15 protein-coding genes are annotated in these 25534 nt (G+C 64.8%); 6 read left to right on the forward strand and 9 right to left on the reverse strand.

Translation table 11 applies throughout. The features are described 5' to 3' along the window. Positions 1 to 66: 66 nt before the first annotated feature. Genes nuoJ through nuoN form a run of 5 tightly spaced genes read left to right on the forward strand, consistent with a single transcriptional unit; the run spans position 67 to position 5777 of the window. The gene (gene nuoJ, locus B2U07_RS01215; protein ID WP_275544994.1) at positions 67 to 576 is read left to right on the forward strand and encodes an NADH-quinone oxidoreductase subunit J; all 510 of its coding nucleotides are present in this window, start codon (positions 67 to 69) and stop codon (positions 574 to 576) included. Further along, complete coding sequence (gene nuoK / locus B2U07_RS01220; protein ID WP_275544993.1) at positions 573 to 881, forward strand: NADH-quinone oxidoreductase subunit NuoK; 309 nt, start codon at positions 573 to 575, stop codon at positions 879 to 881. Before nuoJ ends, nuoK begins: the two co-directional genes overlap by 4 nt. Then, entirely contained in the window at positions 878 to 2728 is a 1851-nt protein-coding gene (gene nuoL / locus B2U07_RS01225) for an NADH-quinone oxidoreductase subunit L (protein ID WP_275544992.1), read from the forward strand. Before nuoK ends, nuoL begins: the two co-directional genes overlap by 4 nt. A 15-nt stretch (positions 2729 to 2743) precedes the next feature. Then, on the forward strand, positions 2744 to 4273 hold the full coding sequence (gene nuoM, locus B2U07_RS01230; RefSeq protein WP_275544991.1) for an NADH-quinone oxidoreductase subunit M: 1530 nt from the start codon (positions 2744 to 2746) through the stop codon (positions 4271 to 4273). Between the two features lie 19 nt (positions 4274 to 4292). Beyond that, the gene (nuoN, locus tag B2U07_RS01235; protein WP_275544990.1) at positions 4293 to 5777 is read left to right on the forward strand and encodes an NADH-quinone oxidoreductase subunit NuoN; all 1485 of its coding nucleotides are present in this window, start codon (positions 4293 to 4295) and stop codon (positions 5775 to 5777) included. 110 nt (positions 5778 to 5887) lie between these two features. Here the strand turns inward: nuoN and tam are convergent, their stop codons facing one another. Beyond that, the gene (tam, locus tag B2U07_RS01240) at positions 5888 to 6649 is read right to left on the reverse strand and encodes a trans-aconitate 2-methyltransferase (RefSeq protein ID WP_275544989.1); all 762 of its coding nucleotides are present in this window, start codon (positions 6647 to 6649) and stop codon (positions 5888 to 5890) included. Between the two features lie 308 nt (positions 6650 to 6957). On the opposite strand from tam, the gene B2U07_RS01245 reads away from it, so the two are divergent. Continuing rightward, positions 6958 to 7965: a TRAP transporter substrate-binding protein gene (locus B2U07_RS01245; RefSeq protein ID WP_275544988.1), complete on the forward strand. Its 1008-nt coding sequence runs from the start codon at positions 6958 to 6960 to the stop codon at positions 7963 to 7965. 24 nt (positions 7966 to 7989) lie between these two features. On the opposite strand, the gene B2U07_RS01250 is transcribed toward B2U07_RS01245, so the two are convergent. The 8 genes from B2U07_RS01250 to B2U07_RS01285 all read right to left on the reverse strand — a co-directional run bounded on the left by B2U07_RS01250 (position 7990) and on the right by B2U07_RS01285 (position 25466). Next, entirely contained in the window at positions 7990 to 10038 is a 2049-nt protein-coding gene (locus B2U07_RS01250) for a putative bifunctional diguanylate cyclase/phosphodiesterase (protein WP_275544987.1), read from the reverse strand. Between the two features lie 154 nt (positions 10039 to 10192). Next, positions 10193 to 11671, reverse strand: a complete 1479-nt coding sequence (locus tag B2U07_RS01255; protein ID WP_275544986.1) for an efflux transporter outer membrane subunit — start codon at positions 11669 to 11671, stop codon at positions 10193 to 10195. Then, a complete protein-coding gene (locus B2U07_RS01260; RefSeq protein WP_275544985.1) occupies positions 11668 to 14772 on the reverse strand; it encodes a multidrug efflux RND transporter permease subunit in 3105 nt (1034 codons plus the stop codon). Before B2U07_RS01260 ends, B2U07_RS01255 begins: the two co-directional genes overlap by 4 nt. 85 nt (positions 14773 to 14857) lie before the next feature. Continuing rightward, the gene (locus B2U07_RS01265) at positions 14858 to 17950 is read right to left on the reverse strand and encodes an MdtB/MuxB family multidrug efflux RND transporter permease subunit (RefSeq protein ID WP_275544984.1); all 3093 of its coding nucleotides are present in this window, start codon (positions 17948 to 17950) and stop codon (positions 14858 to 14860) included. After that, entirely contained in the window at positions 17947 to 19176 is a 1230-nt protein-coding gene (locus tag B2U07_RS01270; protein ID WP_275544983.1) for an MdtA/MuxA family multidrug efflux RND transporter periplasmic adaptor subunit, read from the reverse strand. Before B2U07_RS01270 ends, B2U07_RS01265 begins: the two co-directional genes overlap by 4 nt. Positions 19177 to 19398: 222 nt before the next feature. Further along, positions 19399 to 19899: a thiol peroxidase gene (tpx, locus tag B2U07_RS01275; protein WP_197856494.1), complete on the reverse strand. Its 501-nt coding sequence runs from the start codon at positions 19897 to 19899 to the stop codon at positions 19399 to 19401. 162 nt (positions 19900 to 20061) lie between these two features. Next, positions 20062 to 23742, reverse strand: a complete 3681-nt coding sequence (locus B2U07_RS01280) for a translocation/assembly module TamB domain-containing protein (RefSeq protein WP_275544982.1) — start codon at positions 23740 to 23742, stop codon at positions 20062 to 20064. After that, positions 23739 to 25466, reverse strand: a complete 1728-nt coding sequence (locus B2U07_RS01285) for an autotransporter assembly complex protein TamA (protein ID WP_275544981.1) — start codon at positions 25464 to 25466, stop codon at positions 23739 to 23741. Before B2U07_RS01285 ends, B2U07_RS01280 begins: the two co-directional genes overlap by 4 nt. Positions 25467 to 25534 lie beyond the last annotated feature (68 nt).

A 25534-nucleotide genomic window follows, 5' to 3' on the forward strand; every position in this document is an offset into this window, starting at 1 on the left:
GCTTTGGCGTCATATCCCGAGATATGCCGCTGCTTCTCATGAGGCGAGCGGAGTGAGGAGTTTCTGATGGAATTCGCGTTCTACTTCGCCGCCGGCGTGGCGGTGGCATCGACGGTCGGAGTGGTCACCAACACCAACCCGGTGCATGCCCTGCTCTATCTCATCGTCTCGCTACTGGCGGTGTCGATGGTGTTCTTCGCCCTCGGCGCCCCCTTTGCCGGCGCGCTGGAAATCATCGTCTATGCCGGCGCCATCATGGTGCTGTTCGTCTTCGTGGTGATGATGCTCAACCTCGGCCCGGCTGCCGCCGAGCAGGAGCGCAAGTGGATGACACCCGGCATCTGGGTTGGCCCGGCGATTCTCAGCGCCCTGCTGCTCGGCCAGTTGCTCTATGTGCTGCTCAACCACGTCAGCAACGCCCATATCGGCCACACCACGGTCGAGGCCAAGGCCGTCGGCATCAGCCTGTTCGGCCCTTATCTGCTGGCGGTGGAGCTGGCTTCCATGCTGCTGCTCGCCGCGCTGGTCGCCGCCTACCACCTGGGCCGCCACGACGCCAAGGAGCCAAACGCATGACCGGCATTCCACTCGAGCACGGCCTGGCTCTGGCCGGCGTGCTGTTCTGCATCGGCCTGGTCGGTCTGATGGTGCGGCGCAACATCCTGTTCATCCTGATGAGCCTGGAAGTGATGATGAATGCCGCCGCGCTCGCCTTCGTCGTTGCCGGTGCCCGCTGGGGCGCGGCTGACGGCCAGGTGATGTTCATTCTGGTGATCACCCTGGCAGCCGCGGAGGCCAGTATCGGCCTGGCGATCCTGCTGCAGCTGTATCGCCGCTTCAACACTCTGGATATCGACGCTGCCAGCGAGATGCGCAGATGAACCTTCTAGCCCTGACTCTATTCTTCCCGCTGCTCGGCTGGCTGCTGCTGGCCTTCTCGCGCGGACGCTTCTCGGAAAACACCAGTGCGCTGATCGGTGTGGGCTCCATCGGCCTGGCCGCCGCCAGCGCCGCCTGGGTAATCGCCGCGTTTCTCGGCAATCCGCCGGCCGGCGGCGCCTACAGCCTGACCCTGTGGCAGTGGATGAATGTCGAAGGCCTGGCGCCGAGCTTCACCCTGCATCTGGACGGCCTGTCGGCAACCATGCTCGGCGTGGTCACCGGCGTGGGTTTCCTGATCCACCTGTTCGCCAGCTGGTACATGCGCGGTGAAGAAGGCTATTCGCGCTTCTTCGCCTACACCAACCTGTTCATCTTCAGCATGTTGCTGCTGGTTCTCGGCGACAACCTGCTGGTGCTGTTCTTCGGCTGGGAAGGCGTGGGCCTGTGCTCGTACCTGCTGATCGGCTTCTACTACAAGCACGTGCCCAACGGTAACGCGGCGCTCAAGGCGTTCATCGTCACCCGCGTCGGCGACGTGTTCCTGATGATCGGCATGTTCTTGCTGTTCATCAATCTCGGCACCCTGAACATCCAGGAGCTGATGGTGCTGGCGCCGCAGCAGTACGCGGCCGGCGACGCCTGGCTGTGGCTCGCCACGCTGATGCTGCTGGGCGGCGCGGTGGGCAAGTCCGCCCAGTTGCCGCTGCAGACCTGGCTGGCCGACGCCATGGCCGGCCCGACCCCGGTGTCGGCGCTGATCCACGCGGCGACCATGGTCACCGCCGGCGTGTACCTGATCGCCCGTACCCACGGCCTGTTCCTGCTGACCCCGGAGATTCTCGAACTGGTCGGCATCGTCGGCGGCGTGACCCTGGTGCTGGCCGGCTTCGCCGCGCTGGTGCAGACCGACATCAAGCGCATCCTCGCCTATTCGACCATGAGCCAGATCGGCTACATGTTCCTGGCGCTGGGCGTTGGCGCCTGGGATGCGGCGATCTTCCACCTGATGACCCACGCCTTCTTCAAGGCCCTGCTGTTCCTCGCCTCCGGTGCAGTGATCCACGCCTGCCACCACGAGCAGAACATCTTCAAGATGGGCGGGCTGTGGAAGAAGCTGCCACTGGCCTACGCCAGTTTCGTCGTCGGTGGTGCGGCGCTGGCCGCCCTGCCGCTGCTGACCGCCGGCTTCTACTCCAAGGACGAAATCCTTTGGGAAGCTTTCGCCAGCGGCCACAGCGAGCTGCTCTACGCCGGCCTGGTCGGTGCCTTCCTGACCTCGATCTACACCTTCCGCCTGATCTTCATCGCCTTCCATAGCGAGCAGAAGACCGAGGCACACGCAGGCCATGGCATTGCCCACAACCTGCCGCTAATGGTGCTGATCGTGCTGTCCACCTTCATCGGCGCCTGGATCACCCCGCCGCTGGCCGGTGTGCTGCCGCAAAGTGCCGGCCATGCCGGTGGCGAGGCCAAGCACAGCCTGGAACTGCTGTCGGGGCTGATCGCGGTGAGCGGCATCGTCATCGCCGCCCTGCTCTTCCTCGGCCAGCGCCGCGTTGCATCCGCCGTGGCGCAGAGCGCGCCGGGTCGCCTGCTGAGCGCCCTGTGGTTCGCTGCCTGGGGCTTCGACTGGCTCTACGACAAGTTGTTCGTGCGCCCCTACCTTGCGCTCTGCCACCTGCTGCGCCGCGACCCCATCGACCGCAGCATCGGCCTGATTCCGCTGCTTGCGCGCGGTGGCAACGCCGCACTGGTGCGCAGCGAGAACGGCCAGGTGCGCTGGTACGCCGCTTCGATCGCCGGGGGCGCCGTGCTGGTGCTCGCCGCCATCCTATTTTTGAGTTAAGGAAAACAGCCTGTCATGATTCTGCCCTGGCTAATCCTGATCCCCTTCATCGGTGGCCTGCTGTGCTGGCAAGGCGAGCGCTTCGGCCACGTTCTGCCGCGCTGGATCGCCCTGCTCACCATGGGCCTGCTGTTCGGCCTGAGCCTGTGGCTGTGGGTCAGCGGTGACTTCACCCTGGCGCCGGCGCCGGACGGCGGCCCGCGCTGGGCCCACGAGTTCGTCATCGACTGGATCCCGCGCATGGGCATCACCATCCACCTGGCGATGGACGGCCTGTCGGTGCTGATGGTGGTGCTCACCGGCCTGCTCGGCGTGCTCTCGGTGCTCTGCTCGTGGAACGAGATCCAGCACCGCGTCGGCTTCTTCCACCTCAACCTGATGTGGATTCTCGGCGGCGTGGTCGGCGTGTTCCTCGCCGTCGACCTGTTCCTGTTCTTCTTCTTCTGGGAAATGATGCTGGTGCCGATGTATTTTCTCATCGCGCTCTGGGGTCATAGCGGCAGCGACGGCCGCACCCGCATCACCGCCGCCACCAAGTTCTTCATCTTCACCCAGGCCAGCGGCCTTGTGATGCTGGTGTCGATCCTGGCCCTGGTGTTCGTGCACTTCAACCAGACCGGCGTGCTGACCTTCAACTACGCCGACCTGCTGAAGACCGAACTGGCGCCGGGCACCGAATACCTGCTGATGCTCGGTTTCTTCGTCGCCTTCGCGGTGAAGTTCCCGGTGGTGCCGGTGCACTCCTGGCTGCCGGACGCCCACGCCCAGGCACCGACCGCCGGCTCCGTCGACCTGGCCGGCATCCTGCTGAAGACCGCCGCCTACGGCCTGCTGCGCTTCGCCCTGCCGCTGTTCCCCAATGCCTCGGCGGAATTCGCGCCCATCGCCCAGTGGCTCGGCGTATTCGCCATCATCTACGGGGCACTGCTGTCGTTCGCGCAGACCGACATCAAGCGCCTGGTGGCCTACTCCAGCGTGTCGCACATGGGCTTCGTGCTGATCGCCATCTATTCCGGCAGCCAGATCGCCCTGCAGGGTGCAGTGGTACAGATGGTTGCCCACGGCCTGTCCGCTGCTGCGCTGTTCATACTGTGCGGCCAGCTGTACGAGCGCGTGCACACCCGTGATCTGCGCCAGATGGGCGGGATCTGGGCGCGCATGCCTTGGCTGCCGGCCATCAGCCTGTTCTTCGCCGCCGCCGCGCTGGGCCTGCCGGGCACCGGTAACTTCGTCGGTGAATTCCTCATCCTGATCGGTAGCTTCCCCAGCGCGCCCTGGGTCGTGGTGCTGGCTGCCAGCGGCCTGGTACTCGGCTCGGTGTACGCCCTGGCGATGATCCACCGCGCCTACTTCGGCCCGGTGCAACAGGAAGCGCCGCTGCCGGGCCTGAAAGCTCGCGAGCTGGCCATGGTGCTCGGCCTTGGCGTGCTGCTGATTCTGCTTGGCGTTTACCCGCAACCGGTGCTCGATACCTCTGCTGCCAGCATGCATGGCGTACAGCAGTGGATGGCTGGCGCCCTCGATCAACTCGCCTCGGGCCGGTAAGGGTAAGGATTAGAGACTCATGGAACATCACGCTGTCGAATTCACCCTGCAACACCTGATCGCCCTGCTGCCGCTGCTGGTGACCAGCCTCACCGCTGTCGTGGTGATGCTGGCGATCGCCGCCAAGCGTAATCACACGGTGACCTTCATCCTCTCGGTCGCGGGCCTGAATCTGGCGCTGCTGTCGCTCATTCCAACGCTGGACGTGGCACCACTGGAAGTCACCCCGCTGCTGCTGATCGACAACTTCGCCTGCTACTACATGGCGCTGGTGCTGGCCGCCAGCCTGGCCTGCATCACGCTTATTCATGCCTACCTGGGAGGTGAGTCGGGCAAGGGTTACCCACGCAACCGCGAGGAACTCTACCTGCTGGTGCTGCTGTCGGCTGCCGGCGGTCTGGTGCTGGTCAGCGCGCAACATCTGGCTGGTCTTTTCATTGGCCTGGAGCTGCTGTCGGTGCCGACCTACGGGATGATCGCCTACGCCTTCTTCAACAAGCGCTCGCTGGAAGCCGGCATCAAGTACATGGTGCTGTCCGCCGCTGGTTCGGCCTTCCTGCTATTTGGCATGGCGCTGCTGTACGCCGAGTCCGGCAACCTGGCGTTCGTCGACCTGGGTGTCAGCCTGGCACGCGAGAGCAGCCAACTGGTGCAGATCGGCATCGGCATGATGCTCATCGGCCTGGCCTTCAAGCTGTCGCTGGTGCCCTTCCACCTTTGGACACCGGACGTCTACGAAGGCGCGCCGGCACCGGTGGCGGCCTTCCTGGCCACCGCCAGCAAGGTGGCGGTATTCGCCGTGCTGCTGCGCCTGTACCAGATATCCCCGGCCATGAGCGGCGGTTGGCTGAGCGACCTGCTGACCCTGATCGCCATTGCCTCGATCCTGTTCGGCAACCTGCTGGCCCTGCTGCAGAACAACCTCAAACGCCTGCTGGGTTACTCCTCCATCGCCCACTTCGGCTACCTGCTGGTGGCGCTGATCGCCAGCAAGGGCCTGGCCGTGGAAGCGGTGGGCGTTTACCTGGCCACCTACGTGCTGACCAGCTTGGGTGCGTTCGGCGTGATCACCCTGATGTCCACGCCCTACAGTGGCCGCGATGCCGATGCACTGTACGAGTACCGTGGCCTGTTCTGGCGGCGCCCTTACCTGACCGCCGTGCTTACGGTGATGATGCTGTCGCTGGCCGGCATTCCGCTGACGGCAGGCTTCATCGGCAAGTTCTACGTGATCGCCGCCGGTGTCGAGGCGCAGCTGTGGTGGCTGCTCGGCGCCATGGTGCTGGGTAGCGCCATCGGCGTGTTCTATTACCTGCGGGTGATGGTCACCCTGTTCATGCGCGAACCCAACATGCATCGCCACGACGCCCCCTTCGACTGGGGCCAGCGCGCCGGTGGCATCATGCTGCTGGTGGTCGCCCTGCTCGCCTTCATCATCGGCGTTTACCCTCAGCCGTTGCTGGAACTGGTGCAACACGCCGGACTGGTTGCCCTGGCGCACTGAACGAAAAGCCCCGCAGATGCGGGGCTTTTCGTTTAAGGATCGCGGCTAAGCCCCTCCCACCAGTCACCACAAACCTGTGGGAGGGGCTTTAGCCGCGACAGCTTGCTGCGCTAGCGCCGAGCAACCAGGAACAACCGCGGGAACGGCAACAACACCCGGCCATCAGCCTGCGCCGGATAGGCCTCGGCGATCGCCTCTTGGTAACGCGCCAGAAATGCCACCTGCTGCTCAGCATCCAGCGGTTGCAGGAACGGCAATAGCGCCGTGGACTTGAACCACTCCACCACCGCCGCGGCATCGTCCAGCACATGGAAATAGGTCGTGCGCCAGATGTCCAGCTCGCTGGCATGCGCGCCGAGGATGTCGTAATAGGTCTGCGCACTGTGCCGCTCGGCATGACGCACCTGACCGATACGTGCAGCCCAGGGCTCATCGGCCGCCACTTCACGGGCCAGCCGATGCGCCGGCTCCTGCAGGTTGTCCGGCGTCTGTATCGCCAACCAGCCGCCGGGCGCCAACTGCGCGAGCAAGCGCGGATAGAGCTGCGCGTGATCGGGCAACCATTGCAGTGAGGCGTTGGCCAGGATCAGCTGCGGCGCGCGCTCGGCCTGCCAGTGCTGGATATCTGCCAGCTGGAAGCTGACCTGTGGCAGGCGCTCACGCGCCGCGCGCAGCATGTCTTCGCTGCTGTCGATACCGATCACTCGCGCTTGTGGCGCATGCGCCTGCAATACGCCAGTGGAATTGCCGGGGCCGCAGCCCAGATCGACGGCCAGTTCGATACCATCGCGAGGTACCGCCGCCAGCAGGTCATGCACCGGGCGAGTACGCTGGCGTTCGAAGAGAGAATACTGCTGCGCGGACCAACTCATTCGGGCACTCCTGCGTTCAGACGAGGAGACAGAATAACAGGCGAAGACAAGTCGCCTGCGCACCGGCAACTTTCCGCTCCCCGCCCGCCTGCACATGGCGGTTATCCGCCACCCGCTGTGCGCCAGATCACATGCTTTTTAACGACCCAAGCAGGCTGGCGGAAAATCGCCACAATGGCATAACCCTTGCCATGCAAGACCCAGCTCGGAGCTGTCCGGGGTGCTGCCTATCCCCGACAGAACAGCGGAGCGACCAACACGAGGCGCCTGCCAAGGCACCGCAACCGATAAGAAGAAAAGGAAGCAGTATGTTCAATCCAGTCCGCGCCCTGGCCGCTTGCGCCCTGGCGTTAGCCTCTTTCGGTGCCGCCACGGCACTGGCCGATGAACCTATCCTGATCAAATTCTCCCACGTCGTCGCCGATGGCACCCCAAAGGGCCAAGGCGCGTTGATGTTCAAACAACTGGTGGAAGAGCGTCTGGGCGGCAAGGTGAAGGTCGAGGTCTACTCGAACTCCAGCCTCTACGGCGACGCCAACGAGCTCGAGGCGCTGCGCAACAACGAAGTGCAGCTGCTGGCGCCCTCGCTGGCCAAGTTCGAGCAGTACACCAAGCAATTGCAGGTGTTCGACCTGCCCTTCCTGTTCGATGACATCGAGGCGGTCAACCGCTTCCAGAAACGTTCCAAGGGCCGCCAGCTGCTGCGCTCGATGGAAGATCACAACATCGTCGGCCTGGCCTATTGGCACAACGGCATGAAGCAGCTGTCGGCGACCCGCGCGCTGCATACGCCCGGCGACGCCAACGGCCTGAGCTTCCGCATCCAGCCATCAGGGGTGCTGGAGGCGCAATTCCGCCAGGTCGGCGCCAGCACCCAGAAACTGCCCTTCGCGGAAGTGTTCAAGGCGCTGCAGAGCGGCCAGGTGCAGGGCGCGGAAAATCCCTGGTCGAACATCTACAGTCAGAAACTGCACGAAGTGCAGCCCTTCATCAGCGAAACCAACCATGGCGTGCTGGACTACATGCTGGTGAGCAACTCACGCTTCTGGTACGGCATCCCGCATCAGATGCGCGTGGAGCTGGAAGCCATCATCGATGAAGTCACCTACGCGGTGAACAAGCAGGCCGAAGCCGCCAACCAGGCCGACCGCCAGCGCATCATCGAGTCAGGCCGTAGCCAGCTGATAACCCTCAGCAGCGAAGAGCGCGAAGCCTGGCGCGACGCCATGCGCCCGGTGTGGCAACAGTTCGAATCGGTGATCGGTAGCGACGTGGTCAAGGCCGCACAAACCGTAAATCGCAAGCAGCGCGATTGATGGCGGAAATCCGCCAGATATCGTTCAACTGGCAATTTGTTCGGCGGGCAGTGGAACGCCGAGCAAAAAGCCCTGCAGCGAATCGCAGCCGAGTTCGGTAAGAAACGCCTGCTGCTCGGGCGTTTCCACGCCTTCGGCGACGATGCGCAGGTCCAGCGCTTGGCCCAGGGCGACAATGGCGGAGACGATGGCGGCATCGTCGCCGTCATGCTGCAGATCCCGCACGAAGCCCCGGTCGATCTTCAGTTCGTTGGCTGGCAAACGTTTGAGATAGAGCAGACTGGAATAGCCGGTACCGAAGTCGTCAATGGCGATGTCCACGCCCATCTCGGCAAGCTGTTCGAGTATCTTCTGGCTGGTGCCCACGTCATGCATGGCGGTGCTTTCAGTGATTTCCAGGGTCAGGCAGTTGGCCGGCAGCGCATGTTTGGCCAGGGTCCGGCGCACGGTTTCGACCAACTCGCCGTGGCAGAACTGCAGCGCAGAGAGATTCACCGCCACACGCCAGTGGTGGTGGCCCTGGTCGTACCAACAACGCATCTGCCGACAGGCTTCATCCAGCACCCAGTCGCCAATCGGAATGATCAGACCGGTCTTCTCCGCCAGACCGATGAAGCGTACCGGTGCCAGCATGCCCTGCGTAGGGTGTTGCCAGCGCAACAAGGCCTCGGCACCGAGCATGCCGCCGGAGTCGCTGGCGAACTTGGGCTGGTAGTGCAAGCGCAGCTCACCACGTTCGAGGGCGACACGCAGATCCTGCAGCAGTTGCAATTGTTGCCGCGCATTGGTGTTCATCGAACTCTCGAAGAAGCTGTAGCCATTCTTGCCAAGGTTCTTGGCGTGATACATCGCCGCGTCGGCATTGATCAATAGCTCCTGCTGGTCGAGACCGTCCCCAGGGAACAACGCGATGCCCACGCTGGTGGAAACCCGCAATTCATGGCCGTCGACATCGAAGGCCTGGTTGAGCAGCCCCACCACATGGCTGGCAAGGTTTGCCGCGTCTTCTCGATGGCGGAGATCGGCCAGCAGCACGAACTCATCGCCACCGATGCGCGCCAGGCTGTCGTTGGCGCGCAGATGAGCACGCAGACGTTGAGCCACGGCTACCAGCAACTGATCGCCAACATGGTGACCGAACGCATCGTTGACCGGTTTGAAACCGTCCAGGTCCATGAACAGCAAGGCAAAGCACCCACCGTTGCGCTGTGTCTGGAGGATGCTTTGGCCAATGCGGTCTTCCAGCAGCAGGCGATTGGGAAGCTTGGTCAGCGCATCGTGTAGTGCCAGCTGGGTCAGTTCGGCATTGGCCTGGGCCAGCGAATTGTTCAACAGCTCCGTACGCACCTCCAGGCGCGCATCGAGCACCGAGGTCAGCAATGCGATGGTCAATACAGCAAGGGTGGTGACGATCACCAGGCTGGCCAGCCAGGCGCTGTCGAGGCCGCTGAAGGCGGCCCCACAAAAACTCCCCTCGGGAAAATTAGCCGCCGCCATACCGGTGTAGTGCATACCGATGATGGCCAGCCCCATGATCACAGCTGCCCCGGCACGCAGTAGGCGGATATGACGCCCGCTGCGGCGCAAGCGGAAGGCGATGAACAAGGCCGCTCCGGAGGCCGCGACGGCGATCAGCAAAGACAGTGCGAACAGCAACGGGTCATAGACGATGCCCGGCTGCATGCGCATTGCCGCCATGCCGATGTAATGCATGGCCCCGATGCCGCCCCCCATGGCCAAAGCGCCCAGCGCAAGATGCCAGGCAGGCAGCTGTGGCTGACTCACCAGCCACAGCGCGAAGCCCGAAGCGAGCACGGCGATGGCAAGGGACAACAGGGTAATGGTGAGGTCGTAGCCAAGGTCTATCGGCAGGCTGAAGGCGAGCATGCCCACAAAATGCATGGACCAGATGCCGATGCCCATGGCCACCGAGCCGCCACCGATCCATAACAGGCGCGCCCTGCCACTGGCACTGGCGATACGCCCCGCGAGGTCGAGGGCGGTGTAAGACGCGAGAATCGCCACGCACAGCGAGAGGAAAACCAGGGCGGAATCGTAACTACCAATCAGCATCGAGGACTCTGCGCAAAAAAGACGCACGGCCGAAAGGCGTATCCGCCCGACATCCCTGATAGCCAGTTGCGATCACTTAAGATTTAGATTGCGAATCTTAGCGGAAAATTTAGCTCACCGGTCAGGTTATGAATATGACCGGCAAGGCATCGCCCTACCGATCATGGCTAGCGTCGCTCTCGTGCAGTTGCCCAACCTGCCAGCCGCCACCCAGCGCAGCAATCAGCTGCACGCTGGCCGTCAGGCGACTGCCCAGCAGCGTGAGGTTGCTGCGCTCGTTGTTCAGCGCCGTGGCCTGGACGTTGACCACGCTGTTGAAATCGACGGTACCGGCGCGGTACTGGTTCTCGATCAGGCGCAGCGACTCGCGCGCCGCCTCCAGCGCCTCCTGCTGTACGCCGCTCTCCTGCTCCAGCACGCGCAGCTGCACCAGGTAATCCTCCACCTCACGGAAGCTGTCCAGCACGGCCTGACGGTATTGCGCCACGGTCTGATCGTAGGCGGCTTCGCTGCGCTCCAGCTCCGCACGCCGCGCGCCACCGTCGAACAGGTTCAAGGCCAGTTGCGGGCCCAGTGACCAGAAACGATTGGGCACTTCGATCCAGTCGGCGAAGCTGCTACCGCGATAGCCACCCGTGGCCGAGATCGTCAGATCGGGGAACCAGGCCGCTTCGGCGATGCCGATCTGCGCGTTGGCTGCCATCACCCGACGTTCGGCGGCAGCAACGTCAGGACGACGTTCGAGCAACTGCGAAGGCAGCGCCACGGGCACTTCGGGCAGCGCCGGCAGGCTATCGCGCGGTGCGATGGAAAGCTCTGCCGGGCTGACCCCGACCAGCACGGCAATGGCATGTTCGAGTTGCGCGCGCTGCCACTGCAGGTCGATGGCCTGCGCCTGGGTGCTCTTGAGCTGCGTAGTGGCCTGAGCCACGTCGGACCTGGGCACGATGCCGGCGCGGTACTGGTTTTCGGTCAGACGCAGCGAGCGCGCATAAGCCGCCACGGTAGCGTCCAGCAGGCGTTTCTGCTCATCGAGGATGCGCAGTTGCAGATAGTTCTGCACCAGTTCGCTCTGCAGGCTCAGACGCGCTGCGGCGAGATCGGCGGCGCTGGCATCGAATTCGGCGCGACTGGCTTCAAGGCCGCGGCGCAGCTTGCCCCAGATATCCAGCTCCCAGGCTGCGTTGAGGCTGAGGTCGTAGCTCTTGGAAATCCTCGATGCACCCGAGCCGCTGACGGTGACGCCATCGGCGGTGCGGATGGTGCTGTCGCCACCGCCCTGCCCGGCCCGGGTCACGCCGGCGTTGCCGGACAGCGTCGGGTAGAAGCTGGCCCGCGCACTGCGTACCAGCGCGCGCGCCTGGCGGTACTGGGCCTCGGCAGCCGCCAGGTTCTGGTTGGAAACATGCAGACGCTCGACCAGCGCATCGAGCTCGGCGTCGCCATACAGCGCCCACCAGTTGCCGCGCTCCAGCGCGTCTGCCGGCGCCGCACTCTTCCAGCCGTCGACCTGCTTGAACTGCACGGGCGCCGTCAGCTCGGGCCGCTGATAGTCCGGCCCCAGGGCGCAGCCCCCCAATACGCCAGCCAGCAGCAGGGAGACGAGTGTTCGGGCGAAAGGAGCTCGGTTCATAGCGGATTTTCCAACGAGGCATCGGTGCGCACGCCGCGCCAGCGGTTGACGCGATGACGCAGGCGGTCGAAGTAGAGGTAGATCACCGGAGTGGTGTAGAGCGTCAGCACCTGGCTCAGCACCAGGCCACCGACGATGGTGATGCCCAGCGGCTGACGCATTTCCGACCCTTCGGCGGTGCCCAGCATCAGCGGCAAGGCGCCAAGAATCGCGGCCAGGGTGGTCATCATGATCGGGCGGAAACGCAACAGACAGGCCTGACGGATGGATTCCTGCGGGGTCAGGCGCTCACCGCGTTCCAGTTGCAGAGCCAGGTCGACCATGAGGATGGCGTTCTTCTTGACGATACCGATCAGCAGGAACAGGCCCAGCAGCGAGATCAGGCTGAATTCCATGCCTACCAGCTGCAGCGCGAGCAAGGCACCGACCCCGGCAGACGGCAAGGTGGAAAGAATGGTCAGCGGGTGCACGTAACTCTCGTAGAGCACGCCCAACACCAGGTACACCACCACCAACGCCAGCAGGATCATCAGCGGCTGGTTGTCCTGCGTCTGCTGGAAGGCGGCGCCAGTGCCACCCAGCGTGCCCTGCACCTCGGTCGGCAGGTTGAGCTGGGCGATGGCCACGTCGATGGCCCGGGTCGCCTGATCCAGGCTGACGCCCTCGGCCAGGGAAAAGCCGATGTTCTCCACGGCGAACTGGCCCTGGTGGCTGACCCGGTCGTTCTCCAGGCTGCGCTCCCAGCGGGCGAAGGCCGAAAGCGGCACGCGCGCACCATCGTCGGTGATCAACTGGATCTGGTCCAGCGCTTCGGGATGCTGCGCGTACCTGGGATTGATCTCCATCACCACGCTGTACTGGTTCAGCGCCTGGTAGATGGTCGAGACCTGGCGCTGGCTGAAGGCGTTGTTCAGCACCGCGGTGATCATGTCCATGTCCACCCCCAGGCGGCGTGCCGTCTCGCGGTCCACTACCAGGCGAATCTGCTGCGCGCCCTCGGTTTCCCGCGCGTCGATACCGGTCAGTTCGGGCAGCGCGCGCAGCGCCTCGCGCACCCTCGGCAGCCAGGTGCGTAACGAATCGAGGTCATCGGACAGCAGCATGTATTCGTTTTCCGAGCTGCGCCCCTGGCGCCCGCCTATCTGCAGATCCTGGTCCGGCATGAGGAACATGCGTCCGCCAGGCACCTTGGGCACCGTGTTGCGCAGGCGGTTGATCACGTCCTGTGCCGAGTCGCTGCGCTGGGCAATGGGCTTGAGGCGCACGATCATGAAGGCGTTGTTGATGCCCCCGCTGCCGCCGATGAAACCGGCCACGCTTTCCACCGCAGGATCGGCCAGCACCGCGTTGCGGAAGATCTCCATCTTCGGCTGCATGACCTGGAACGACATGCCGTCGTCGCCGCGGATGAAACCGATCAACTGGCCGGTGTCCTGCTGCGGCATGAAGGTTTTCGGCACGCTGACGAATAGATAGACATTCAGCGCGATGGTGGCGAGAAAACTCAGCAGCATCAGCAACGCATGACGCAGCGCCCAATCCAGGCTGCGCGCGTAGACGGCCAGCACCCGCTCCTGCACGTGATCGCCCCATTGCTGCAGGCGGCTGCGCGATTGCTCTTGCTCGGGCTTGAGCCAGCGCGCACAGAGCATCGGCGTCAGCGTCAGCGACACCAGCAGGGATATCACCACCGCCACTGCCAAAGTCAGGGAGAACTCGCGGAACAGGCGCTCGATGATGCCACCCATGAACAGGATGGAGATGAACACCGCGACCAGCGAAAGGTTCATCGACAGCAGGGTGAAGCCCACTTCGCGTGTGCCTTTGAGCGCTGCCTCCAACGGAGGCTCACCATTGCGGATGTGCCGCGAAATGTTCTCCAGCACCACGATGGCGTCGTCCACCACCAGGCCGGTGGCGATGATCAGCGCCATCAGCGACAGATTGTTCAGCGAGAAGCCCAGCAGATACATAGCGGCGAAACTGCCGATCAGCGACACCGGCACCGCCAGCGCCGGAATCAGCGCCGCACGCCAGCGGCCGAGGAAGGCCAGCACCACCAGAATCACCAGGCCCACGGCGATCAGCAGGGTCTGCTCGGCTTCATGCAGGGTGGCGCGGATCACGGGCGAGCGATCCATGGCCACCTCCAGCTTGACGCTGGCTGGCATCACCTCGCGCAAAGCCGGCAGCTCGGCGCGAATGTCGCGGATGGTCTGCAGGATATTCGCCCCGCTCTGGCGGTTGATCACCAGCAGCACCGCCTCTTTATCGTTGTAGAAACCGCTGTTGTAGCGATTCTCGACGCCATCGGTCACGGTCGCCACATCGCCCAGGCGCACGGCGGCGCCGTCCTGGTAGCGAATGATCATCGGCATATAGTCGGCGGCCTTGGCCAACTGGTCGCTGGCCTGCACCTGCCAGCGGCGCTGCGGGTCTTCCACTGCGCCCTTGGGTTTCAGCGCATTGCTGGCGGCGATGGCCTGGCGCACTTCGTCCAGGGCGATGCCGTACTGGTCGAGCAGACGCGGCTCCAGCGCCACCCGCACCGCTGGCAGCGAACTGCCGCCGACCTGCACCTCGCCCACGCCGGTGACCTGCGACAGCTTCTGCGCCAGGATGGTCGAGGCCACGTCGTACAGCTGGCCCTTGTTCAGGGTATCGCTGGTCAGCGAGATGACCATGATCGGCGCTTGCGAGGGGTTGATCTTGCGGTAGCTGGGCATGGTGCGCATGCCGCTGGGCAACAGCTCGCGCGCGGCATTGATCGCCGCCTGCACCTCGCGGGCCGCGGTGTTGATGTCCTTGTCGAGATCGAACTCGACCATGATCCGCGTGCTGCCCTGGCTACTGCTGCTGTTCATCTGGTTGACGCCGGCGATGCTGCCCAGCGAGCGCTCCAGCGGCGTGGCCACCGTCGACGCCATGATCTGTGGACTGGCACCCGGCAGGTTGGCCTGCACGGTGATCACCGGAAAGTCCATGTTCGGCAACGGCGACACCGGCAGCAGGCCGAAGCTGACGCCGCCCAGCAGCATGATCGCCAGGCTCAGCAGCAGCGTCGCCACTGGCCGGCGGATAAAGGGGGCGGAGAGGTTCACGCCGCGCCCTCTGTGGGAGCGAATTTATTCGCGAAACGGTCTGGAAGGATCGCGAACAAGTTCGCTCCTACACGGTAATTGCCGTTCATACCGCCACCCCTGCCGCGCTACGTCCCGTCGCCCGCCGCGACAGGCGATCGAAGTACAGGTAGATCACCGGCGTGGTGAACAGCGTCAGCACCTGGCTGACCAGCAGACCGCCGACCATCACCAGCCCCAATGGCTGACGCAGCTCGGCGCCGGAGCCCGACGCGAGCATCAGCGGAATGGCCCCGAACAACGCCGCCAGGGTGGTCATCAGGATCGGCCGGAAACGCAGCAACGCCGCCTGGTAGATCGCCGGCTCGGGCGCCATGCCCTGGTTGCGCTCGGCCTCCAGGGCGAAGTCGATCATCATGATCGCGTTCTTCTTGACGATGCCGATCAGCAGGATGATGCCGATGATGGCGATCAGGCCCAGGTCGTTGCCCGTCAGCAGCAGCGCCAGGAGTGCGCCGACACCCGCCGATGGCAGCGTGGAGAGGATGGTGATCGGGTGGATATAGCTCTCGTAGAGCACGCCGAGCACGATGTACATGGTGACGATGGCAGCCAGGATCAGCAGCAGGGTCGACGACAGCGAGGCACGGAAGGCCTCGGCAGCGCCCTGGAACTGGGTGTTGATGGACAGCGGCAGGCCGATTTCCTGCTCCACCCGCTCGATCACCTCAACCGCCTCGCCCAGCGACACGCCCGGCGCCAGGTTGAACGACAGGGTCACTGCCGGGAATTGGCCGATGTGGTTGATCAGCAGGCTGGCCGGACGCTCCTCGATGTGCGCCAGGGATGACAGCGGCACCTGCTGGCCTTCGCCGGTAGCGACGTGGATCTGGCGCAGCGCGGCCAGGCCGATATGCCCGCCATCGCGGCTTTCCAGCACCACGCGGTACTGGCTGGCCTGGGTGTAGATGGTGCTGATCTGGCGCTGGCCGAAGGCGTCATACAGCGCGTCGTCGATATTGCCGACGCTGATGCCCAGGCGCGCGGCAGCGTCGCGGTCGATATCCAGGTACACCTGCAGACCACGGTTCTGCAGGTCGCTGGCCACATCGGTCAGCTCGGGCTGTTCGCGCAGTGCCTCGACCAGGCGCGGCGTCCAGTCTTCCAGCAGTTGGCTGTCAGGCGACTCCAGGGTGAACTGGAACTGGGTGCGGCTGATGCGATCCTCGATGGTCAGGTCCTGCACCGGCTGCATGAACAGCTCGATACCGGGAATCTTCGCCAGCTCCGGGCGCAGCCGTTCGATCACCTCACTGGCGGTGACATCGCGTTCGGCATGAGTCTTCAGGTTGATCAGCAGGCGGCCACTGTTGAGCGTCGGGTTATCGCCATCCACGCCTATCGACGAGGACAGGCTGGCCACCGCCGGATCACGCAGGATCACATCAGCCAGACGCTGCTGGCGTTCGCTCATGGCGGCAAAGGAAATCGACTGAGGCGCCTCGGAAATGCCCTGGATCACCCCGGTGTCCTGCACCGGGAAGAAGCCCTTTGGCACGACCAGGTACAGCAGCACGGTCAAGCCCAGCGTCGCGATGGCCACCAGCAGCGTCAGCGGCTGATGCTTGAGCACCCACTGTAGCCAGACGCCGTAGCGCTCGATCATGGCATCGATGACGCCACCGGCAGCCTGATAGAAGCGCCCTTCGTTCTCCGCTTTCTCCGCCTTGAGCAGGCGCGCGCACATCATCGGCGTCAGGGTCAGCGACACCACCAGGGAGATCATGATGGCCACCGCCAGGGTGATGGCGAACTCGCGAAACAAGCGGCCCACCACATCGGCCATGAATAGTAGCGGAATCAGTACGGCGATCAGCGACAAGGTCAGCGAAACCAGGGTGAAGCCGATCTGCCGGGCGCCCTTGAGCGCGGCATTGAGGGGTGTTTCGCCCTCCTCCAGATGGCGCGCGATGTTCTCCAGCATGACGATGGCGTCGTCGACCACGAAACCGGTGGCGATGGTCAGCGCCATCAGTGTCAGGTTGTTGATGGTGAAGCCGGCCAGGTACATCACGCCGAAGGTGCCGATCAGCGACAGCGGTACGACGATCGACGGGATGACGGTCGCCGATAGCTTGCGCAGGAACAGGAAGGTCACCATCACCACCAGGGCGATGGCCAGCAGCAACTCGTGCTGCACGTCGCGCACAGCGGCGCGGATGGTCTGCGTGCGGTCGGTAAGCACCTTGACCTCGACGCTGGCCGGCAGGCCCTCGGTCAGGTGTGGCAGCAGGGTCTGGATACGGTCGACCACATCGATCACGTTGGCACCCGGCTGGCGCTGCACGTTGACCAGCACCGCCTGATTGCGGTTGGCCCAGGCGGCCAGGCGCTCGTTCTCGGCGCCATCGATGATCTCAGCGACGTCCTTCAGACGCAGCGCGGCGCCGTTCTCATAACTGAGGATCAGCTCGCGGTATTCGTCGACGGATTTCAGCTGGTCGTTGGCATCGAGCTGGGAAACGCGTGTCGGCCCATCGAAGTTGCCCTTGGGCTGGTTGACGTTGCTGGCGGTGATCAGGCTGCGCACGTCGGCCAGGCTCAGGCCATAGGACGCCAGCGCCTCGGGGTTGACGCGAATGCGCACCGCCGGACGCTGCCCGCCGGCCAGGGTCACCAGGCCGACGCCACTGGTTTGCGCGAGCTTCTGCGCCAGGCGGGTATCGACCAGATCATTGACCTGCGGCAGCGGCAGCGTCTTTGAACTCACCGCCAGGGTCAGCACTGGCGTGTCGGCCGGGTTGACCTTGTTGTACACCGGCGGTGCCGGCAGATCGCCCGGTAGCAGGTTGCTCGCCGCGTTGATCGCCGCCTGCACCTCCTGCTCGGCCACCGCCAGGGAAACATCCAGGTTGAAGCGCAGGGTGATCACCGAGGCGCCACCGGAGCTGGTCGAGGACATCTGCTTGAGCCCCGCCATCTGCCCGAACTGGCGCTCCAGCGGCGCCGTCACGGCGCTGGTCATCACATCCGGGCTGGCGCCTGGGTACAGGGTCAGCACGCGGATGGTCGGATAGTCGACTTCCGGCAGCGCCGACACCGGCAGCAGGCGATAGGCGATCAGGCCGCTGAGGAAGATCGCCACCATCAACAGCGTGGTGGCGACCGGCCGCAGGATGAACGGGCGCGAGATGTTCATGCGTCGTTCCGTGCGCCAGCGCGGCCCGACTCGCCCTGTTCTCCAGCCTCGCTCGTCTGCGCCGCCTGCGGATCGACTACCTGCACTTCACTGCCGTCACGCAGGCGATCGGTGCCCTCCAGCACCAGCCGCTCGCCGGGCTGAACGCCGTCGGCAACCATGCTGCGCTCGGCATCGCTGGCAATGATGCTGACGGGACGGATGCTCACCTTGTTGTCGCCGTCTACCGCATAGACGAAGGTGCCGCGGGTACCGAACTGCACTGCAGCCGACGGAATGATGGTGGCCGCCTCGCGGGTATCCACGCGCAGGCGCACGTTGACGAACTGGTTGGGGAAGAGCATCTGCTCGGCGTTGTCGAAGCGCGCCTTGAGCTTGACCGTACCGGTGGCGGTGTCGATCTGGTTGTCCAGACTCTCCAGTACGCCCTCGGCCAGCTTCAGGCGCTCGCCGCGATCCCAGGCTTCGACCGCCAGGGTCGCGCCGTCGCGCCTGCGCTGCAGCACCGCAGGCAGGTCGCCCTCGGGGATGGTGAAAATCACCGAAATCGGATCGGCCTGGGTGATCACCACCAGCGGCGTGGTGTCGCCGCTGCTGACCAGGTTGCCGATATCCAGTTGGCGCAGGCCGAGGCGCCCGGCGATGGGAGCGCGAATCTGGGTGAAGTCGAGGTTGAGCCTGGCCGTGGCGACGTCCGCCTGGTTGCTCTGCAGGCTGCCGCGGTACTGATTGACCAGTGCCTGCTGGGTGTCGAGGGTCTGCTTGGCGATGCTGTCTTCGGCGTACAGCCCCTTGTAGCGCTGCAGATCCAGTTCGGCGTTCTTCAGTTGCGCCTGATTCTCCTGCAGCGCGCCCTGCGCCTGCTGCAGCGCGACCTGATAGGAACGCGGGTCGATCACCGCGAGCAGATCGCCGGCCTTGACCTGCTGCCCCTCTTCGAACAATACCTTGACCAGCTCGCCGTCGACCCGCGAGCGCACATTGACCGTGTTGTAGGCGGTCACCGTGCCCAGTGCCTTGAGCTCGATGGCGAACTCGCCCTGCACCACTTCGGCCACACGCACCGGCACCGGCCCCATGTCACCGAAGCGGCCACGGCCCATCTGTTGGGACTGCGGCTGACTTGGCCAGAACCACCACAGCAGGAGTAGCAGCACGGCGAGCAGCGTCAGGCCGATCAGCCATTGGCGGGAGGTGCGGGAGGCATTCGAGGAGGTGCTGGACATGGCAGGAAACGGATCACTTCTTTTAGGAGTCGGAACGATAAGCACTGGTCGGCTGCAAGCAAAGCCTATTTACCGGCTTTTTACTCTCTTCTTACGTAACCACTGTTTATCGCGGGGCCTGAACGAGACGCTCTGGTCTGCGGCTTCTGAAGCCGCACGCGGCTTTTTGCGCCGACAAATGAAAACGGCCTGCATGGCAGGCCGTTCGGTGTTTCCTGAATCTTACTTGAGTACGGCCAGGGCCGCGGCGTAGTCCGGCTCGTGGGCGATTTCGCCAACCAGCTCGCTATGCAGCACCTTGTCCTGCTCGTCCAGCACCACCACGGCACGCGCGGCCAGGCCGGTCAGCGGGCCGCTGGCAATCGCCACACCGTAGCTCTTGAGGAAGTCGGCACCACGCAGGGTGGACAGGTTGACCACGCTTTCCAGGCCTTCGGCGCCGCAGAAGCGCGCCTGGGCGAACGGCAGGTCGGCAGAGATGCACAGCACCACAGTGTTGTTCAGCTGGCTGGCTTCGGCGTTGAACGTGCGCACGGAGGTGGCGCAGGTCGGCGTATCGACGCTCGGGAAGATGTTCAGCACCTTGCGCTTGCCGGCCAGGCTGGCCAGGGTGACGTCGCTCAGGTCGCCAGCGACCAGGCTGAACGCCGGCGCCTGTTGACCGGCCTGCGGCAGTTGGCCGTCGACCTGCACCGGATTGCCTTTGAGAGTGACTTGCGCCATGGGAGTTTCCTTATCGTTCAGAGAGTTGAAGGGCAGATGTTAGACAGGGGCAACGCCCCATCGAATGGCAGGTCACGGCCCGACCAAGGCTCCAGCCTAGCGCAGAAGCGGCGTCGATACACCCGCGGCCCAGTAGGGATTTAGCCAAAGCTCGCACCGCCATCAGAAATCCCGCCGGTAGAACAGATCGAGCGAACTGGCCAGACCGCTGGCGGCCTCCAGGTACAGGCGTCGGGTCAGCTCGTAACGCAGGGCGATGGTGTTGGCTGGCTCGAATACGCCGACGCCGTAACGCAGGCTCAGGCGCTCGGTAATACTGCCGCTGGCCACCACGCTGGTGGTCACGCCGCTGCCCTCGGTATCGAGCTGGAAATCCTGAATCCCCAGGCTGTTGGCCAGGCCGGTAGTAATCGAACTACTGCCGGCCAGGCCGAGTGCCAGCGCCGCCTGGCCGAGCATGTTGTTGTCACCGCTGCTCTGCCCCAGCGGCCGCCCCAGCACCAGATAGGACAGCGCCTGTTCCTGGCTCATCGCCGGCTCGGCGAACACCGTGGTGCTGGGCTGCTCGGCATTACCGGAAAGGCGTATACCGGCCACGACATTGTCCACCTTGCGAATCGCCTCGACATCGAGGAACGGCTGATCGATCGGTCCGGTGAACAACAGCCGCGCACGGCGAATGGTCAGGCGCTGGCCGTAGGCACGGTAGCGACCATTGGCCAGATCCAGCTCACCACGGGTATCGAGGTTGTCGCCGATATGCACGCGCCCGCGCAGGTCGGCGGTCAGACCGAAGCCGCTGAAGGCCAGCTTGTCCTGCCCGACTTCGACGTCGACATCCATGGCGATGCCCAGACCCTGTTCGGTCTCGGGCACTTCGCGCCCGACCACCCGCGCGTCGCCGGATACCTTCACCGTCGATGGCGGCAGTTCACGGACGCTGATCAGCCCGCGTGGCACACCGACCTTGCCACTGACCGCCAGGCGCTGGGCACGCAGCTGCAATTGCAGATCGGGTTCCACTTCCAGCTCGGCATAGGGCTCGACCTTCACCGGCAGGCGCTGCCCCTGCAGTGACAGATCGCCGCTCAGGCCTTCGGCCCAGGCAATTTCACCGCGCAGGCTGCCGCGGCCCTGCTCGCCGCTGCGCCAGTCGCCGGACAGCTGCACCTGCTCACCCGCAATCAAGGCCTGCACCTGCAAACCCTCCAGGCTCACCGGCAGTTCGCTGCCGGACAGCTCGCCACCGTCAAGGCGCAGTTGCCCGTTAACCTGCGGTGCCAATAGCTGGCCGCTGATCGTGCCGCTGCCCTGCAGCGTGCCTTGAAGCCGTTCCGCCATGGGCACGAAGGGGCGCAGCACGGCCAGGTCGAAGCCGCTCAAGCGAAACTCGCCATCGACCGGTTTATTCGCCGGACGCGGATCGATGCGCGCCTGCAACAGCAGTTCGCCCAGGCGAGCGCTGACGAAGCGCAGCTCACTGTCCACCCGCTGCGGGCGCAGCGTGCTGTTCAGGCGCAGGCTGTCGTAGGGGAAATCCAGCCACTGCTCGTCATCCGGCTGGCGAATGCGCAGGGTGCCGCCGCCAGCATCGAGCGTGACCTGGCCGTTGGGGCCGCTGTCGGGCAGCTCGACCTTGAGCTGTCCATCCAGGCGCCCCTGCCAGGCGAAATCCTCGGGCAACCAGGGCTGCAGGCTGGCCAGCGGGAAGTTCTCCAGGCGCCAGTCCAGGCTGGGCTGCGGCATCAGCCGCTGTTGCCCGCCGCAGAGGCTGGCATCGCCGGATTGCCAGCAATGTGCACCCAGGTTCAGCCGGCCGCTGGCCAGGCGCTCCAGGCTCGCGGCCTGCTGCAGCTGCCAATCCTGCCCGCCACTCTGCACGCGACCACTGGCAATGCGCCCGCGCCAGTCGCCCTGCTCGCTCAAGTTACCGTCCAGCGCCAGCGCCAGTTGCAGCAGCGGGCCTTGCAGGTCGATGTCCAGCGCCTGGCGACGCTGATCGCCACGGCCCTCGGCCTGCAGGCGGCCAAGATAGGTTTCGCCGATACGGATACCGCGCAGGTTCAGGTCGATGCGCGCCTGCTGGCGAGCATCCAGTGTCGCGTCCAGCTGCAGCCGACGCAGGCTGGGGTCGCCGAACGCCAGACGCTCACCGGTCAACGCCAGTTGCCCTTGCGGGGCCTGCAAGCTGCCGGCCAGCGAAAGCGTACCTTGCATCTGGCCCTGCAGGCCGGGCCAGAGTTGCCCCAGGCGCGGCAAGGCCAGCTCCAGCTGGCCGCGCAGGCGCTGATCCAGCGCGCCCTGCCCGCTGACCCGATTGTCGCCCAGGCGCACCAGCAGGCGCTGCAGCTGCCACTGTTCTCCACTACCGGCGCCCTGCACCTGCAATTGCGCCGGCTGGCCACGCAGGCGGCCATTGAGGTAGATATCGGCCTCGGCCTGCAGCTTACCGGCGTTGAAGCTGCCCGAGGTGCTCAGCGGACCAGCCAGATTGCCCGGCATTTCCGCCAGCCAGTAACCGGGGTCGAGGGCGCTGAGCTGCAACATGGCCTGCCAGTCGATACCTTCGGCAAAGCCCAGCTTGAGCACGCCTTCAGCGCGGCCCTGACCGGCCACCAGTTGCAGTTGCGGCAGGCTGACCTGGCCCAGATCGCCACTGACCGGGCTGCTCAGGCTGAAATTACCCGCTGGGCCCTGCAGTTGCGCAGCGAAGTTGCCCAGGTAGTTGCCCCCGCTATAGCTGACTTCGGCCTGCATGGCGCGCAGTGCCACCGGCGGCGGCTCGTCCATCGGGTAGAGACGCTGCCAGGGAAAATCCAGCCAATCCAGCTGCGCATCGATGGTGAGCGCTTCGCTCCAGGCCAGCTTGCCCTCGACCTGGACATGCTGGGCTTCGGCCTGGATACGCAGCAGTTCGATATCCGCACCGGCGGCATCGACCCGCCCTTTCAGTTGCAGCGGCATCGGCACCTGTTCGGCGGGCAGGCTCGCGGTGCCTTCGACGCGATAGCCGGCCGCCAGATCGCCTTTGGCATGCAGTTGCAGGTCCTGCAGGCGCAGGGTCGGCGGCAAGGCATTGCTGGCCTGGAAGTCGCGGCTGGTCAGGCGCAACTCGGCCGGCAGATTCTCGGCCAGGGCCTGCACCTTGCCTTGCAGGCGTGCGTCGAGATAACCACTGCTATCCGCGTCGATCTCCAGGCTGCGCTGCAGCTCGCCGCCGACCTGCAGCGCGACCTGCCAGGGTTTGCCGTCGACTTCCGGCAACTGCAGGCGCCCACTCAATGCCAGCGGCCAGTCGCCATGCGGGGTCAGGCGACCGCTGGCATCCAGGCGCAGGTCATCGCGCTGCAGGGCCAGACGCTGCAACTCGACGCCCTGCTCGTTCCAGCTGGCGATCAGTTCTAGATCGCTCAGTTGCGCCTGGCCGTCCAGGCGCAACTCGCCCAGCTGGATATCGCCCAGTTGCAGGCGCAGCGGCAGATTCAGGTCTGGCAGGCTGAACGGCTCGTTGCTTGGCTCAGCGCTGGGCGGCAGGTCGAGCGCCGCCTGCTGCAAATGCAGGCGGTCGATGCACAGCCTCAGGCGCAGCAGGCAGGACGGCGACCAGGCCATTTCCAGTTGCTGCAGCTCAACACGCGTCGCGTCCTGCTGCCAGAGCAGCGCATCGGCCTGCCAGGCGCCGCCCAGGCGTCCCTGGAAGTTGTCGGCTTGCAACCCCGGCACCTGCGCCAGCAGCCAGCGACTGCCACCTTGGGTACCAAGCAGCACCCACAGCGCAGCGGCGAACAGCAGCACCAGGCTGAACAGGCCGATGGCCAGCCATTTCAGCACACGCCGGATCATAGTTCAGGCCCCATGGAGAAATGCAGCCGCACGCCGCCATCGTCATCCAGTGCATGGGCAAGATCCAGACGCAGCGGGCCGACCGGCGACACCCAGCGCACGCCGAAACCGACACCGGTCTTGAGAGTGGGGAAATCCAGCGAGTTGAACGAATTGCCCTGGTCGATGAAGGTCGCCAGGCGCCACTTGTCGGTGAGGCTGTACTGATACTCGGCACTGGCCGCGAACAGGTAGCGGCCGCCGATCTTGTCGCCGCGATTGTTCTCCGGCGACAGGCTCTGGTAATCGTAGCCGCGCACGCTCTGATCGCCGCCAGCAAAGAAGCGCAGCGACGGCGGCACCGCCGAGAAGCCATTGGTTTCGGTCCCGCCGAACTGCACGCGACCGAGCAGACGATGATTGTCAAATACCGTGGTCAGGCCCTTGAGCATGACGTTGCCGTGCAACACATTGGCGTCGGACAACACGCCTTCTACGGCGCCGCGCAAGTCGAACTGCACGCGGTAACCCTGGTTCGGATCGAGACGATTGTCGCTGCGCAGCCGCGAGTAACTCACCCCCGGCATCAACAAGGTGCTCAAGCCGGAATCGTCGCCCAGGCGGTATTCCTCGCGCTGCCATTTCACCGACAGCACGCGCTGCCAGCCACCGGGGCGCTGGCTGTGCCACTCCGGGCCGAGGGTGAGCAGACGGCTCAGGCTGTCGTTGCTGGCCAGCTCTTCATATTGATAGCCACCGGCCAGGCGCAGCTTGTCGGTCAGCGGTGGATCGCCGGGAATGTCGTACCACAGGCCGACGTTCTGCCGGGGGGCGGAGAGCTCGGTTTCCACCCCGTAGCTGTGCCCCTGCGGGTTGCGCCAGTGACGCGTCCAGTTGGCGCGCAGGCGCGGCCCGACATCGGTGGAGAACCCCAGGCCCAGGCCCATGGTACGCGGCTCGCGTACCTGCAGCGCCACCGCTACCGGGATGCGCAACTGATCGGCCTGGGTGGGGATGGCGTCGACCCTTACCGACTCGAAATAGCCGCTGGACTGCAGCGCCTGATACAGCTCGGCAATCAGCTCGGAATCGTAGGGGGTGTCCGGGTCGAACGGCACCATGCGTAGCAGCAGTTCTTCATCGAACGGGAAGTCGCCGCTGAAAGCGATATCGCCCAGGCTGTAGCGCGGCCCGCTGCTGAACACCAGCTCGATGTCGGCCACGCCGGCAGCCGGATCGATCTGCAGACTCTGGCGGGTGAATCGGCCGTCGAAGAAACCGTAGCGCGAGGCCTGATTCTGAATCAGCCGCTTGGCATCCTCGTAGCGTCCGTGATTGAGCACCGAGCCTGGCTGCAGGCGGCTGGCGTTGGGGACGCGAAAGGCCGACAGCTCGCTGGCCGGCCCTTCGATGCGGATGTCGACGTTGCGCAGGCGAACGCGCTCGCCCGGCTCGACTTCAAGTACCAGACGCGGTGTTTCGCCCTCTTCGATACGGCTGCGAATGCGCGCTTGGTAATACCCCAGGGCCTGAACCGCCTTGTCCGCTTCGTTCTCGGCGATACGCCGCAAACGCCGCAACGACTGCGCGTCACGCCCATCGAGGCTGCCGACGTAACCTTCGATATTGGCCTTGAGGGCCGCATTGTTCGGGGTGATCCGTACGTCCAGCTCGCTTGCAGCGAAGGCCCCCGTACTGATCAGCAGCAGCGCCAGGCTGCGCTGGAGATGTCCATATACGCTCATGGCGAAGGATGCTACCACGGCGCACAGCCCACGCCAGAGCCGCCACGCTTCTGCCAGACAGCCGGAGT

The sequence above is a fragment of the Pseudomonas sp. UBA7530 genome (genome assembly GCF_002479365.1).
GTDB lineage: Bacteria > Pseudomonadota > Gammaproteobacteria > Pseudomonadales > Pseudomonadaceae > Aquipseudomonas.

Coding starts and splice junctions, on each gene's coding strand:
- tpx (WP_197856494.1), bottom strand. CDS start 19,899: ATGGCGCAAGTCACTCTCAAAGGCAATCCGGTGCAGGTCGACGGCCAA.
- tam (WP_275544989.1), bottom strand. CDS start 6,649: ATGAGTTGGTCCGCGCAGCAGTATTCTCTCTTCGAACGCCAGCGTACT.
- B2U07_RS01245 (WP_275544988.1), top strand. CDS start 6,958: ATGTTCAATCCAGTCCGCGCCCTGGCCGCTTGCGCCCTGGCGTTAGCC.
- nuoN (WP_275544990.1), top strand. CDS start 4,293: ATGGAACATCACGCTGTCGAATTCACCCTGCAACACCTGATCGCCCTG.
- B2U07_RS01250 (WP_275544987.1), bottom strand. CDS start 10,038: ATGCTGATTGGTAGTTACGATTCCGCCCTGGTTTTCCTCTCGCTGTGC.
- B2U07_RS01285 (WP_275544981.1), bottom strand. CDS start 25,466: ATGAGCGTATATGGACATCTCCAGCGCAGCCTGGCGCTGCTGCTGATC.
- nuoM (WP_275544991.1), top strand. CDS start 2,744: ATGATTCTGCCCTGGCTAATCCTGATCCCCTTCATCGGTGGCCTGCTG.
- B2U07_RS01255 (WP_275544986.1), bottom strand. CDS start 11,671: ATGAACCGAGCTCCTTTCGCCCGAACACTCGTCTCCCTGCTGCTGGCT.
- B2U07_RS01270 (WP_275544983.1), bottom strand. CDS start 19,176: ATGTCCAGCACCTCCTCGAATGCCTCCCGCACCTCCCGCCAATGGCTG.
- B2U07_RS01280 (WP_275544982.1), bottom strand. CDS start 23,742: ATGATCCGGCGTGTGCTGAAATGGCTGGCCATCGGCCTGTTCAGCCTG.
- nuoK (WP_275544993.1), top strand. CDS start 573: ATGACCGGCATTCCACTCGAGCACGGCCTGGCTCTGGCCGGCGTGCTG.
- nuoJ (WP_275544994.1), top strand. CDS start 67: ATGGAATTCGCGTTCTACTTCGCCGCCGGCGTGGCGGTGGCATCGACG.
- nuoL (WP_275544992.1), top strand. CDS start 878: ATGAACCTTCTAGCCCTGACTCTATTCTTCCCGCTGCTCGGCTGGCTG.
- B2U07_RS01265 (WP_275544984.1), bottom strand. CDS start 17,950: ATGAACATCTCGCGCCCGTTCATCCTGCGGCCGGTCGCCACCACGCTG.